Genomic DNA, 14,007 nt, shown 5'->3' with positions numbered 1-14,007 from the left:
ATTTAAAAGACATCGAATAGTCCTTCTGCGTTCGTTTAACATACTTGGTTTCAGGATTCTCTTGCATAGCTGTACAATTTGTGTATCGCTATTTCAGGACGGGACAAATTGAACAAAAAAAAGAGTCGGGAAACCCGGCTCTTTTTCAAATTTTCACTCCTATTACTATTTATTTTTCTATGCTGGAATTAAGCTCAAGCACTTTTTCCCAGTTTCCTTCATTTTCTTTCACAAAAGCTTTGCGGTCTGCATTCAGTGCATATTTCTGGGCACTTTCATGTGTGCGGAAAGTCAGGTAGTGAATTACATCGAACTCTTCGCCATCCGCATTTGATTTTTCCACTTTACCAGCCGAATACGCCACAACGTCTTTCACACTATTTTTCAAAGTTGCGAAATCACGCATATGTTTTTCAATATCCTCAGGTGTTGCGTCAGCTTTAAACTTTATGCAAACAACACGTTGTGTTTCGGCCGCTTTGTGAGGAACGTATGCTCCGTATATCACCAGCATGAAAACGCATAGCGCGAAAACTGGTATCAGATATCCTATTGTCTTGTTTCTTGGTTTCATCTAAAATATTAGCCGTTATAGGCTTGTTTGATTATCTATGAAACAAAGGTAATACTATTTTACATATTGCATTATTTTGATAAAAAATATAATCAATTTTGTTATTTAGGATATATTCGGAATTTTTGCTGTGTATATTTATAAATAGCAATATAAAATTTGGCTATGATTTGAGGGGCATTTTTAAACTAAAATGCCCCTGTTGATTCATTTGAGCGGTTTTTGTATCCACTTTTGTTCTTTTGCTCATTCAACGGTATCAATTTGACTCCATACGTTACTTTTTTGGTAAGATTGGGTATAAACAGGTATCTAAATGGCTGATTTGTAGTTCAAAATATTCTATTGATGCCTGTGACTAATGTTCTGAAAAATAAATCAGGAAAAATCATCTTTTTTCTGAAAAGTCTCTGTTTTTTTCTTCTGCTTTCAATTATTTCCCCGGTTTCTGCCATGAAACCTGAATGGGGCTTCTGGGCACATCGTCGGATCAATCGTTTGGCCGTCTTCCGTCTTCCGGCTGAGATGCAGGTTTTCTTTAAAACCAATATCGATTTCCTTACAGAAAATGCGGTGAATCCGGATCGGCGGCGCTATGCGGTGGTAGGAGAGGCAGAACGGCATTTTATTGATCTTGATGTATACGGTGATAGTGCATTACACATTTTGCCTCGCTACTGGAAAGACGCCGTTGCTAAAATTGGAGAGGACAGTTTAAGAAAACATGGCATTGTGCCGTGGCATTTGCAAACAGCCGCTTTTCAACTTACAGAGGCTTTCAGAACCAAAGATGCGAGTAAGATTTTAAGGCTTAGTGCTGACCTGGGACATTATGTAGCAGACGCTCACGTGCCGCTGCACACCACCAGAAATTATAACGGACAGCTTACCAAACAGGAAGGGATCCATGCATTTTGGGAATCGCGGCTGCCTGAGCTTTTCGCAGACGACTATAACTTATGGATAGGCGAGCCACATTACATTGAGGACGTCAGTAAAGAGGTGTGGCGGATCGTTGCAGAGTCACATGCGGCAAGCGATTCGGTATTTTTGTTTGAAAAGCAACTCACTGAATCTTTTGATCCTGATAAAAAGTACAGCTACGAGCTAAGAAATAATGTTCTGACAAGAACCTATTCCCGGGAGTTTTCGGAGCGATTTCACGATATGCTCAAAGGACAGGTAGAGCGTAGGATGAAAGCTTCGGTGGCCATTGTCGGCGATCTGTGGTATACTTGCTGGATAAATGCCGGACAGCCGAACCTGGATGAGATTGCAGGTTTAGCCACCACCATTGCAGATAAAAAAGAAGAAGCCGCCGAACAGCAAAGCTGGTTACAGCGGCTTCTCAAAGTGAGATCCGAATCAGATAATTAAAGAAGCTTATTTTTGCTTCACATACGTTTCTCTGAAATATTTAACACTTTCAGCAACTTCCGGACCATTGTTTTCCCAGTGATATTCATATTCTACGGAGATGGGCCCTTTGAACTTCTGACGTTTCATTTCTGCAATTACCTGGTCCACCTTGCTGTCGCCTTTGCCCCAAACTACGTCATGGTACTTTCCGTCCGGCGTGTCTTTCACTACATCTTTAAAGTGCATTCCCATCACATGTCCTTCAAGTTGTTTCAGGCAAGCCACAGGATCCAGACCTGAGCGAACCCAATGGCCGATGTCCGAGCATGAACCAATGAATTTGCTTCCCGCAGCATATTTCAGAACAGTATCAGGGTGCCAGTAACGCGACGGTTTTGGATGGTTGTGAAGGGCAATGTTAATTTTATACTTTTCAGCCATCGGAATAATGTAAGCAAACTGATCCGGATCCGGCTCGGTGTCAATGTTGAGGACTCCCATATCTTTTGCAAATTCGAACAGCTGTTCCCATTCAGCTTTGTCTTTTCCTTTTACAACGCCGTAGGCAGTCATGACAATGCCATGTTTTTTCAAAAGCGCCTTCACTTCCTTACGTTTGGCCGGATCCATTTTAAAATCCATTTTACCTTCAATGCCGCCGCCTATTGTCTGGCCAGGAAAAGCCTCTACGTATTTCAATCCACAACTGTCAATTTTCTTCAATGCTTCCGCAAAAGTAAACAGACGGAAAGTATAGGATTGTGCACCAAGTTTCCACCCTGCTTTATCTTCCGGGTTTTTCTGCGCAAGGGCCGATAAGCTAAATAGGAGTACAAGGCAATACCCCAGCGTGAGTTTAGTTAATTTCATATTCTGGAAAAGAATTTTTGGTTGTTATACAGAAAAGTTAGGATGGCTTTACGATCTACTCTAAGTCTGCTTTTAATATCCTGGCGGTAACCAGAAGTTGTCCCAAATGCCGCTGGGAATGCTCTGCCGCATGAAAAAGCAAGCCTAAATGGGTTGATTCTATTCTTGCTCTTCCAACATAACGCACCTCTGTCAGAGAGTTCTCGTCTGTTTCTTTTAATTGATCAATTGCCAGGTCTACCTGTTTGCTGAATTGGCTGTACAGGTCTTGATAAGTACAGTTTTCGAACGGCGGGACACCTTCATTTTTAAGGAATCCGAGCTGCTGTTCAGTGAGTGCCTGTTCTTTTGCATAAGTGTACAGCCTGTCCAAAACACCGGCAAGGTGCTGCAAATGAAAACCTACCGAAGCAACACCTCCGGGCTTTTTCCACAATAGTTCCGTGGGTAAAGTAAGTTCTTCAAGTTCTTCTCTCGCCTGTAGTAGCGCATGGGCAACTGGCTGTAGAAGAGATGGTACGCCCGGATGTGGTCCGCGTTGCCATACTTCGGTTTTTTGTTTTTCCATAGCCATGAAATAATAAAAAAAGGAGCCTTTTTACAAGCTCCTTTTCTAAAAAATATGTAATGACTAGCAAGCTAGTCGCCCACAGCTAGTCGCTCACAGCTAGTCGCCCACAGCAAATAGCTATAAGCTTTTACTTATTTGGCGATATCGATCTGAACAGGCTTGCCTTTGATCGTGTTGCCATCCATAGCACGCAATACCGCACGGGCGTCACGCTCAGGAACATCTACAAAAGTAAATTTGTCATAAATATCAATGGCACCAATCGTTTTGCCAGGAATGTTCGCTTCACCAGCAATGGCTCCAACGATATCTTTTGGCAAAATATGATCCTTACGTCCAAGGCTTAGGAAAAGACGAGTCATGCCAGCTTCTGGTGTAGCCGATCCTGTACGTCTTTCTTCTCTTCCACCTTCGCTTCTGCGTGAATCTGCACGAGGTGCAAAACGATCCGTGCTCGGTCCGCGACGGTCGGTGTCTCTTCCGCCTCTTTCGAAACGGCTTCCTCCACGACGGTCATCGCCACCACTGCGGCGTTCGCCACGTTCAGGACGTTCTCCGCCACGTCTTTCTTCCCATGCCAGGTTGCTGTCAGAGTATTCGTTTTTCTGAACACCCATGATCTGCTTGGCCATTGCACCCACGATTTGCTCAGTCGAGAAACCGCTGTGGTGTAACATTTCCAATACATCAAGGTAAAGGTCTGCATCGCTGCTTTCCTGAATTGTAGAAGCGATAGTTTCTACAAAACGTGCTTTACGAACACCTACGATATCTTCGAAAGATGGAATAACACCTTTTTCGATTTTAACTTTGGTATAGTTCTCAATGGTTTTAAGACGGAATTTTTCATCACGCGCTACCAGAGAGAAAGCTTTACCCGACATTCCTGCACGACCTGTACGGCCGATACGGTGTACGTAATACTCTTCATCCAAAGGAATGTCATAGTTGATCACACCATCAAGACCACTTACGTCAATACCACGCGCTGCTACGTCTGTTGCTACAAGAATGGTAGTTACACCTGCCTTAAACTTGCTCATTACGTTGCTGCGTTGCTGCTGACGAAGGTCACCATGGATACCTTCTGATGCATATCCGCGTAGTTGAAGATCTTCAACGATCTCGTCAACTTTACGTTTCGTGTTACAGAATACAAGAAGGGATTTCAGGTGGTACATGTCGATAAGACGTGTCATCACCTCCACTTTCGCCTGAGGTTTAACCTCGAAACAAACCTGCTCAATGTTTACGTTAGTAAGCTCGTTGCGAACCACTTTGATAAGAACAGGGTCAGTCAGGAAGCGTTTTGTGATCGACATAATCGGCTTCGACATTGTTGCCGAGAACAAAATAGTCTGACGGTCTTCCGGCATTTCAGCAAGGATGCTTTCAATGTCTTCACGGAAACCCATGTCAAGCATTTCATCTGCTTCATCAAGCACCATCATACGTACCTGATCAAATTTCAAGGTACGACGCTCCATGTGATCCATTACACGACCAGGAGTTCCTACTACGATATGTACACCTCTTTTTAGTGAGCGAATCTGGCGGTCGATTGAATCTCCACCATAAATTGCTTCAATCCTAAGACCTTTCTGATATTTTGCAAGTCTGCCAATTTCTTCTGACACCTGTACCGCTAATTCGCGGGTAGGGCATAAAACCAGTGCTTGTACTGCATTATTTGCTACGTCAATTCTTTCAAGTACGGGTATACCAAACGCTGCGGTTTTTCCAGTTCCGGTCTGTGCTTGTCCGATTACATCAGAACCTTGCATTACTGCCGGAATACCTTGCGCCTGGATAGGAGAGGGTTTTACAAAACCCATTTCAGTTAAGGCTTGTAGGATAGTTTCTGAGATTCCTAAGTCAGCGAAGGTCTCAAAAGTTTCAATTGTTTCAGTACTCATTCTATTGTTATTGTTATTAAATTCTTGTGTAAATACAGTTGTAATGATTCGGTAAACCTCATTTTACGCTAAAAGCATAAAATATTGATTTATCAAAAAGTGCACAACTGAAAGCCATAGTGTCTGCCGGATCAAAAAAACGGAACCTTAAAAAGCACGACAAACCGGATGACAACCAGTTTTATTTGTAAAAAAGGGGATTGCGCGAAAGCCCACCAACCACAAACCATCCGTGGGGCTCTGCATGACGAAACGGTAATTACCAACCGGGCATTTTTAAAGGCTGGGCGGTGTATTGAACACCAAAACCGGAAATGAAGCAGAGAAGCGAACGGATGTTCGTTCAAATTTTATGCAAAATTAAGAATTATATTCAAATATGCAATGCTATGGATATAATAATTGTAATATTTTTAGAAGTGCAGCAAAGTCTTTCCATATAAAACAGACAGTTTTATCGTGTTGCGCCAGCTGAGTTACTTTTTCAGAGTGGAGTCGTATAACAATGAAAATCATCTCTGATGATGATCAGTTAATTATCCACAACTATATAAAATGAAAAAACTCTTTTTAACTGTGTTACTTGCCGGAGCAGGTTTTGTGGCACAAGCTCAAAAAAACACACTATTGGTTTACGGAAATTTAGGGGTTAACGCAACTAAATCGCCCGTTGACGTCAAGGCAACCAGCTTTGAATTTTCACCTGGTGTGGGTTATCAGTTTACCGACAACTGGACGGCGGGTATGAATGTAAGTGCCAAAACTTGGAAAAATGGAGTGCCGGCAGTAAAAAGCAGCACTTTCGGGGTAGGTCCGTTTGTTCGTTACGCTTATCCATTGTCCGACATCTTTGCAATTTTTGGACAATTCAATGCTAATTACGTTTCCGGGAAATACGGAGATACTAAAACAAATGGATTTCAGGGGGAAATTTTTCCAGCTATTGGTGTAAACCTGAAAAATGGTTTTGCCCTTAATTTCAGTTTCGGAAGCCTTGGTCTGACGACAACTAAGGTAAAAGGAATGTCATCTGCTAGTACTGATTTTGGACTTAATTTTGGAAGTGGTGCCGGCTTTGGAATTTCTAAAAACTTTGGTCTGTAATTCCTGAAAATTAAGTTTTATAATAATAGTCCCCATGGCGTTGGTCATGGGGACTATTTAGTTTTAAAGGACTTCGCTTACATCAGCGTATGGCATGTTCCAGGCATCGGAAACACCTTTGAACACAATTTTGCCATTTACTACGTTCAAACCTTTTTTCAATTCTTCGTTTGTTGCGCAGGCATTTTTCCAACCTTTATTCGCCAGTTGGAGTGCGTAAGGCAATGTTGCATTGGTAAGCGCCAGGGTAGAAGTGTAGGGTACTGCACCCGGCATGTTGGCCACGCAGTAGTGAACAACACCATCTACTTCATATATAGGATCTTCATGTGTAGTTGCATGAGAAGTTTCAAAACATCCACCCTGGTCAATAGCCACATCGACCATCACAGTTCCAGGTTTCATCAATTTGAGCATGCTGCGTGTAATCAGTGAAGGCGCTTTTGCACCAGGTATAAGTACGCCACCAATAATAAGGTTGGAAGTCTGAATGAGTTCTTTGATGTTATATTCATTGGACATCACCGTATCAACGTTTGCTGGCATGATGTCTTCCAGATATCTCAATCTCGGCAGGCTTATATCTACAATAGTTACGTTAGCACCAAGTCCGGCAGCCATTTTCGCAGCTTGCGTTCCAACAATACCGCCACCAAGTACAAGCACGTTGGCCGGTTTCACACCAGCTACACCTCCAAGCAGGATTCCAAATCCGCCCATTGGTTTTTCAAGATACTTTGCGCCTTCCTGCACAGCCATACGGCCTGCCACTTCACTCATAGGTACAAGTAACGGAAGACTCCTGTCTGCTTTCTCCACAGTTTCGTAAGCAAGGCAAACAGCACCGCGTTCGATCATCGCCTTTGTGAGCGGTTCAGATGAAGCAAAGTGGAAATACGTAAATAGTAACTGATCTTTTTTGATTAAAGGATATTCACTCGCGATAGGCTCCTTCACCTTCACGATCATTTCGGCAATGGCGTACACCTCCTCTATGGTAGAAAGAATAACTGCACCCGCTTCGCCATACTGTTCGTCCGAAAAACCGCTTCCCTTCCCTGCTTCGGTCTGTACATAAACAGTATGGCCATGTTTGAGGAATTCAGTCACTCCGGCAGGTGTAACAGCTACTCGGTTTTCATTGTTTTTAATTTCTTTGGGAACGCCAATGATCATTGGTTGGAAGTTTAAGGCTTGAAATACAGTTTTTATATACCCCAAAATTAACTTATTGCGGAAAATGATCCTTAGAAACTGCAATTGAATAGAAAAGAAAACTATTTTTCGTGATTTTTGTGAAAAAAAAATCTTTCGAGCCAGTAACAGCAGAATTCAGACAATAAAAAAAACTTTATGCAACCTGACACCACCGACAGAAGGATACTGGAATTGTTACAAGAAAATGCGCAGCTCACTATCAAAGAAATAGCAAGTCAGATCAATCTTTCTGTTACACCTGTACACGAACGCATTCGAAAACTGGAACGTGAAGGTTATATAGACAGGTATGTTTGCCTGCTCAACCGCCGAAAGCTGGGAAAATCTTTGCTGGTTTATTGCCACGTAACACTTGATAAACAGCGAAAAGAGAGCTTTGAGGAGTTCAACAAAGCCGTGGCAGAAATGCCGGAAGTACTGGAATGTTCAGTGGTTTCGGGCAACTTTGATTATATGCTGAAAGTGGTGGTAGCGGACTCGGAAGAATACAATCAATTCTATCAGCTTAAACTTTCTACCCTTAGTAGTGTGTTACACATCAGTAGTTATTTCGTTATATCTGAAATTAAACACACAACAGGGATTCCGGTACGCTAGGGAATCTGTGAAGCAACCTAATTTAAATTAGCTGTTAGCCAGTTGCTAAAAGCCAAAAGCTATAATTAATGAATAAAAATTTTAAAGATGGGCTGAATCTGATGTCGAAAGTGACACCAAGAAGGGCATGGAACGCGATTCAGATATTGGGGAGTTATTTTTATTCCAAAACTACCGGCAGACCCGTTCACTGGGGAATGCCAATCGCTATTTCTTTTGAACCGACTACATCCTGTAATCTTCGGTGTCCTGAATGCCCAAGCGGACTAAGGTCTTTCACTCGCCCGACGGGTATGATGGAAGAGAAACTCTACAAGAAAACCATTGATGAACTTGCAGATACCTTGCTTTATCTGATTTTTTATTTTCAGGGAGAGCCTTATCTGCACCCCAAGTTTTTTGAACTGGTGCAGTATGCGCACGACAAGGGAATATATACTGCGACCTCCACCAATGCGCATTACCTGACGGACGAAAAAGCAAAGAAAACAGTTGAGTCCGGTCTGGACCGCCTCATTATCTCAATTGACGGGACCACGCAGGATGTCTATCAGCAATACAGGATTGGCGGAAATCTTGAAAAGGTTCTGGAAGGAACCCGTAACATCATCAAATGGAAAAAGGAGCTTAAATCCAGTACACCGCACGTGATATTCCAGTTTCTGGTCGTCAAGCCCAACGAGCATCAGATTGAGGATGTGAAGAAACTGGCAGAAGAAATGGGTGTGGACGAAGTGGGTTTAAAAACGGCACAGATATATGATTATGAGGAAGGGTCAGATCTGATTCCGACCATTGATAAATATTCACGCTACAAGCAGAAAGAGGGTGGAGGATTTTCAATCAAAAATAAATTTGTTGACCACTGCTGGAAAATGTGGCATTCCTGTGTCATTACCTGGGATGGCGGCGTGGTTCCATGTTGCTTTGATAAAGATGCGGAATATCAGCTCGGGGATATGAAAAAAACAAGCTTCCGCCAGCTTTGGCGGGGTAAAAAGTATAATGACTTCCGGGCATCGCTGATACGCTCCCGTTCGGAGATTGAAATGTGCAAAAATTGTACGGAAGGAACGCAGGTTTGGGCGTGAAACATTAGACTTTTTGTATGATTATGAAATTTTAACTAAATAATAATGTGAAATAAATAGCTGTATATCAGTTGTTTATTTCCTTTTATTGAAAGTCCGTGGAACATTTTTTGGTGGTTTGCCCTGAATAGTGGAAATTTGAATCTGGTAACTCACATGAATACATGGGCAAAGTAATTGCAATCGCAAATCAAAAAGGTGGAGTAGGGAAAACCACCACTGCTATTAACCTTGCTGCTAGTTTGGCAGCACTGGAGTTCAAAACACTGCTTATCGACGCTGATCCACAGGCAAATTCCACTTCCGGATTAGGTTTTAATCCGCAGGAAATGGAGAACAGCATTTACGAGTGCATGGTGGAGCAGGCAAGAACAGCGGATATTATTTTGGAAACTGATTTTCCAAATTTGAACCTGTTACCGTCACACATCGATTTAGTGGGGGCGGAAATTGAAATGATCAATCTTAAAAACAGGGAGCTAAGGATGAAAGATGCCATAGCAGAAGTGCGTGAAAGCTATGACTTTATTGTAATAGACTGCTCACCTTCTCTTGGTCTCATCACCATAAACAGCCTTACGGCGGCAGATTCGGTGATTATTCCTGTTCAATGTGAATATTTTGCATTGGAAGGTCTTGGGAAACTGTTGAATACAATCACAATTATACAGTCGCGGTTAAATACAGCGCTGGTTATAGAAGGAATATTACTTACGATGTACGATCTGCGTTTGCGTTTGTCAAATCAGGTTGTCAACGAAGTAACAAGTCATTTTGAATCTCTTGTGTTCAACACCATTATACCCCGCAACGTACGTATCAGCGAAGCACCAAGTTATGGTATACCAGTAATGGCGCAGGATGCCGACAGCAAAGGGGCGATCAGTTACCTTAATCTGGCGCGTGAGATTCTCACCAAAAATGGATTGCTGTCGTCAGACAAGCATTTGGGAGTTAATTGATCACACACAGCTTAGTGGATAACACACATGGAGACATCAAATAAAAATAAAAGAATGACCGGCCTTGGCCGTGGACTTGGGGCATTGCTTCAGGATTCCGAAAAAGTTAATCCTCCCCGTACCAATGCCCGTCTTACGGTTACAGATGTGGTCGGTTCTATGAGTGACCTGGATATCAGTCTCATTGAAGCCAACCCGTATCAGCCGAGAACAAAGTTTGATCAGGAAGCATTACAGGAACTTGCTGATTCTATACGTGTACAGGGTATTATTCAACCTATCACCGTACGTCAGACAGGCGAAGATACGTATCAGCTAATTTCAGGTGAAAGAAGGTTACAGGCTTCCCGTTCTATCGGGATGTCAACCATTCCCGCTTATGTAAGGACTGCCAATGACCAGCAAATGCTGGAAATGGCTCTGATCGAAAACATTCAGCGTGAAAACCTGAACTCAATAGAGATTGCGCTGAGTTATCAGCGGCTCATTCTGGAATGTAATTTAAAGCAGGAAGAACTTGGAATACGTGTTGGTAAAAACAGAACGACCGTAAATAATTATATACGTCTGCTCAAATTACCTCCGGTCATCCAGGCCGCACTTCGCGACAACCAGATAAGCATGGGACATGCACGTGCCATTATCACGATTAATAATGATAGTAGCCAGCTAAAAATTTTCAACAAGATTATCGAAGAAGGTTGGTCGGTGCGTAAGGTAGAAGAGGAAGTTCGTAAACTGGGGATGATGAGTACGATCTCATTTGAACCTAAAAAACCGGTTGCAGTCAATCAGGAAATTAAGTCACTTCAATTTCAATTATCGTCATTTTTCGGAGCGAAGGTTTCTGTAAAAAGTGATAATGAAAACAAAGGAGAAATTAAGATTCCATTTGCATCGCAGGAGGAGCTTAAAAAGATATTGGAAACTTTGCAATTTGACAAAAAGGCTTGAAAAACTGGTTTTGGATAGGAATGGTGCTGCTTGCGCCGCATGTGGGGATGAGCCAGAAGTCAACTATGGATTCGTTGAAATCGGTGCCGCGTACGATAGGAATTCCTGATAGCACGATTAATGTAATTGCGGATTCACTGTTGGGGAAAAATGGCAGGAAGAAATTTATGCCTAATCCTAAATTGGCGACCCGGCTGGCTCTCATTCCTGGTGGAGGGCAATGGTACAACAGAGATTATTGGAAACTTCCGCTCATCTACCTTTCGATGGGTGGCGGGATTTATACCTGGAATTTAAATAGGTTGAAGTATAATGACTTTTTGACGGCATACGAGTCATTTTACGATTTGGATCCTTCCAGTGCCAGATATGGACAATTAAAGGCAGGTATTACACCGGATACACGTTTGCCAGTACGTGTTAGAAACCTGCTGAATACAGAAAGTGAGTATATAGAGGCAACACGAGATGGGATTGAGCGTCAAAAAAATTACTGGCGACGAAACAAAAATCTTTCTATTATAGTAGTCGGTCTCATTTATTCCCTTACTATCATCGAGGCAAATGTTGCGGCTCACTTGAAGACTTTTGATCTGAGTGATGATCTGTCGTTAAGAATAGAACCAAAAATGAGCCAGCCCATGATGAGGCAACCTGCGCCGGGCTTACGGCTGGTTTTTAATATTAAGTAAGAAAACGTTACAGAATAGCTTTTAATAAATCGAAATAACCGTTGCCCAGGGCTTAGCGGTGCAAATTTGAATCAATGAAAATACTATTGCTTGGCTACGGCAAGATGGGGAAAACAATCGAAAGGATTGCCTTGGATAAAGGACACACCATTGTTGGCAAAATTGACATTCAGAACCGCCAGGACATGGATCTGTTAGGCGCAAATGATGTCGACGTAGCAATTGAATTTAGTTCGCCCGAGGCTGCTTTTGAAAACATAAAGTATTGTCTGAAAAAAGGTTGGCCGGTTGTAAGCGGTACCACAGGCTGGCTCGAACACCGCCCCGAAATTGAGGAACTATGTAAGGAAAAGGGAGGGGCATTCTTCTATGCATCCAATTACAGCATTGGTGTAAACCTTTTCTTCCGTCTTAACCGTCAGTTAGCTAAGTTGATGAACGGGCAAGGATATTCGTCCTCGATGACTGAAATCCACCACATCCACAAGCTGGATGCGCCAAGCGGAACTGCAATCACGCTTGCAGAAGGTATTGCCGACGAAAATGGCTCAATCAGCGGCTGGAAACTTGCCCCAGAAAGTGAACCCGGATTTTTACAGATCATTTCTGAAAGAGAAGGAGAGGTTCCTGGTACTCATATTATCCGATATGATTCTGACGTCGACAGTATTGAAATATCCCACACAGCCCATAACCGTGCCGGATTTGCGTCCGGGGCAGTGGTTTCTGCGGAATGGCTTGTTGGCAAACAGGGGGTTTTCAGCATGAATGACCTTTTTAGCAACCTCGATTAACGGATACACTAAACTCTCAATAAAATATAGCATGGCTATTAATAAAGAATATACTTCTAATCCTGTGTCACAAAAAAATAAGAAATCCGCAGTTAGGGAATGGTTTGATTCCATACTTTTTGCAGTTGTAGCGGCTACGCTGATTCGCTGGTTGTTTTTTGAAGCTTTCACAATCCCGACTCCATCTATGGAGAATAGCCTTTTGGTGGGCGATTTCCTTTTTGTTAGCAAGTTGCATTATGGTACGCGTACTCCCAAGACGCCATTGCAGGTGCCGCTTACGCATCAGACAATATGGGGTACTAATATTCCTTCTTATACCGATGCAATTCAGTTACCGCAATACAGATTGCCTGGTTTTAGCGATGTAAAGCGTGGAGATGTTGTCGTTTTCAACTACCCACCGGAACTTCAGCACCCGGTCGATCTCAAAACCAATTACATCAAACGCTGTGTTGGTTTGCCGGGAGACAAAATTGAAGTAAGAGATTTACAGGTGTATGCAAATGGTGTTGCGATGGAAAATCCGCCGCGAATGGAAGATGAATATTTCGTAGCAACAACAACTGCGGTGAACGAAGAGAAGGTTTTTAAAGAAAATGGAATCTCTGAATACAACTCGTACCTGGAAACTTTTAACGATACGATCAATACCAATGATCAGTCGGGATACCTGGTATTCACAACGTCTGAAATTGCAGCGAAACTTAAAACATACGATTTTGTAAAAAGTGTTACGGTTGTAAAGTCCCCGAAAGAGGTAAGCGAGCCGATGCTTTATCCTAATTCTTCCCTTTTCAAATGGAATCGTGATAATTATGGACCGGTGACGGTACCAAAAGAAGGTGTGACAGTAACGCTTACACCAGAAAATATTGCGCTTTACGGAAACGTAATCAAAAATTATGAAGGAAATGAAGAGGTTGCAGTGGATGACAAATCTGTAAAAGTTGCTGGAAAAGCAATCACCAGTTATACATTCAAGCAGGATTACTACTTCATGATGGGTGATAACCGCCACAATTCAGCAGATTCGCGCTACTGGGGTTTTGTACCGAAAGATCATATTGTAGGAAAGGCTGTGTTTGTGTGGATGTCCATTGATCCGAACCCTACTAGTTTCTTCAATAAAATCCGTTGGAGCAGATTGTTCAGGGTGATTGACTAAGTATAGTTGTTGCCGTTTTTTTAGAAAGCCATCCTGAAAAGGATGGCTTTTTTGTATTAAATATTTATATAAAATATAATTGCATATATATGTTTGTGCTTTATATCATTTAAATAACTTTGTGTCAAATTAGCACA

Annotated in this window: 14 protein-coding genes; 9 read left to right on the top strand and 5 right to left on the bottom strand. The window is 42.4% G+C overall.

From position 1 onward, the window contains the following. Nucleotides 1-169: 169 nt before the first annotated feature. Complete coding sequence (locus LZG71_RS04175) at nucleotides 170-574, bottom strand: Dabb family protein (RefSeq protein ID WP_233817290.1); 405 nt, start codon at nucleotides 572-574, stop codon at nucleotides 170-172. Nucleotides 575-1,027: 453 nt separating this feature from the next. On the opposite strand from LZG71_RS04175, the gene LZG71_RS04170 reads away from it, so the two are divergent. Next, nucleotides 1,028-1,951 carry a zinc dependent phospholipase C family protein gene (locus LZG71_RS04170; RefSeq protein WP_233817289.1) on the top strand — a complete coding sequence of 308 codons (924 nt, stop codon included), beginning with the start codon at nucleotides 1,028-1,030 and terminating at the stop codon, nucleotides 1,949-1,951. A 6-nt stretch (nucleotides 1,952-1,957) separates the two neighbouring features. On the opposite strand, the gene LZG71_RS04165 is transcribed toward LZG71_RS04170, so the two are convergent. The 3 genes from LZG71_RS04165 to LZG71_RS04155 all read right to left on the bottom strand — a co-directional run bounded on the left by LZG71_RS04165 (nucleotide 1,958) and on the right by LZG71_RS04155 (nucleotide 5,290). Then, nucleotides 1,958-2,803, bottom strand: coding sequence for a sugar phosphate isomerase/epimerase (locus LZG71_RS04165; protein WP_233817288.1), 846 nt, complete (start codon nucleotides 2,801-2,803; stop codon nucleotides 1,958-1,960). A gap of 55 nt (nucleotides 2,804-2,858) precedes the next feature. Then, nucleotides 2,859-3,371, bottom strand: a complete 513-nt coding sequence (locus LZG71_RS04160) for a DinB family protein (RefSeq protein WP_233817287.1) — start codon at nucleotides 3,369-3,371, stop codon at nucleotides 2,859-2,861. A gap of 134 nt (nucleotides 3,372-3,505) precedes the next feature. Then, nucleotides 3,506-5,290 (bottom strand): DEAD/DEAH box helicase, encoded by a 1,785-nt coding sequence (locus tag LZG71_RS04155; RefSeq protein WP_233817286.1) that lies wholly within the window; start codon nucleotides 5,288-5,290, stop codon nucleotides 3,506-3,508. Between the two features lie 555 nt (nucleotides 5,291-5,845). On the opposite strand from LZG71_RS04155, the gene LZG71_RS04150 reads away from it, so the two are divergent. Next, nucleotides 5,846-6,394, top strand: coding sequence for an outer membrane beta-barrel protein (locus LZG71_RS04150; RefSeq protein ID WP_233817285.1), 549 nt, complete (start codon nucleotides 5,846-5,848; stop codon nucleotides 6,392-6,394). Between the two features lie 63 nt (nucleotides 6,395-6,457). On the opposite strand, the gene ald is transcribed toward LZG71_RS04150, so the two are convergent. Next, a complete protein-coding gene (gene ald / locus LZG71_RS04145; RefSeq protein WP_233817284.1) occupies nucleotides 6,458-7,570 on the bottom strand; it encodes an alanine dehydrogenase in 1,113 nt (370 codons plus the stop codon). A 177-nt stretch (nucleotides 7,571-7,747) separates the two neighbouring features. Between ald and LZG71_RS04140 the strand changes: the two genes are divergently transcribed. From LZG71_RS04140 to lepB, 7 genes are all read left to right on the top strand, one after another. Then, nucleotides 7,748-8,209 carry an Lrp/AsnC family transcriptional regulator gene (locus LZG71_RS04140; RefSeq protein ID WP_233817283.1) on the top strand — a complete coding sequence of 154 codons (462 nt, stop codon included), beginning with the start codon at nucleotides 7,748-7,750 and terminating at the stop codon, nucleotides 8,207-8,209. Between the two features lie 68 nt (nucleotides 8,210-8,277). Then, nucleotides 8,278-9,300 carry an SPASM domain-containing protein gene (locus tag LZG71_RS04135; protein ID WP_233817282.1) on the top strand — a complete coding sequence of 341 codons (1,023 nt, stop codon included), beginning with the start codon at nucleotides 8,278-8,280 and terminating at the stop codon, nucleotides 9,298-9,300. Between the two features lie 164 nt (nucleotides 9,301-9,464). Further along, a complete protein-coding gene (locus LZG71_RS04130; protein WP_233817280.1) occupies nucleotides 9,465-10,262 on the top strand; it encodes a ParA family protein in 798 nt (265 codons plus the stop codon). A gap of 27 nt (nucleotides 10,263-10,289) precedes the next feature. After that, nucleotides 10,290-11,216: a ParB/RepB/Spo0J family partition protein gene (locus tag LZG71_RS04125; RefSeq protein WP_233817277.1), complete on the top strand. Its 927-nt coding sequence runs from the start codon at nucleotides 10,290-10,292 to the stop codon at nucleotides 11,214-11,216. Further along, nucleotides 11,213-11,908, top strand: coding sequence for a DUF5683 domain-containing protein (locus tag LZG71_RS04120; protein WP_233817275.1), 696 nt, complete (start codon nucleotides 11,213-11,215; stop codon nucleotides 11,906-11,908). Before LZG71_RS04125 ends, LZG71_RS04120 begins: the two co-directional genes overlap by 4 nt. A gap of 74 nt (nucleotides 11,909-11,982) precedes the next feature. After that, nucleotides 11,983-12,702: a 4-hydroxy-tetrahydrodipicolinate reductase gene (gene dapB, locus LZG71_RS04115; RefSeq protein WP_233817273.1), complete on the top strand. Its 720-nt coding sequence runs from the start codon at nucleotides 11,983-11,985 to the stop codon at nucleotides 12,700-12,702. A gap of 31 nt (nucleotides 12,703-12,733) precedes the next feature. Beyond that, nucleotides 12,734-13,870 (top strand): signal peptidase I, encoded by a 1,137-nt coding sequence (gene lepB / locus LZG71_RS04110; protein WP_233817271.1) that lies wholly within the window; start codon nucleotides 12,734-12,736, stop codon nucleotides 13,868-13,870. The last annotated feature ends 137 nt before the right edge of the window (nucleotides 13,871-14,007 follow it).

It is taken from the genome of Dyadobacter sp. CY312, assembly GCF_021390535.1.
Classification (GTDB): domain Bacteria; phylum Bacteroidota; class Bacteroidia; order Cytophagales; family Spirosomataceae; genus Dyadobacter.
This window is presented reverse-complemented; position numbering and strand designations above follow the sequence as displayed.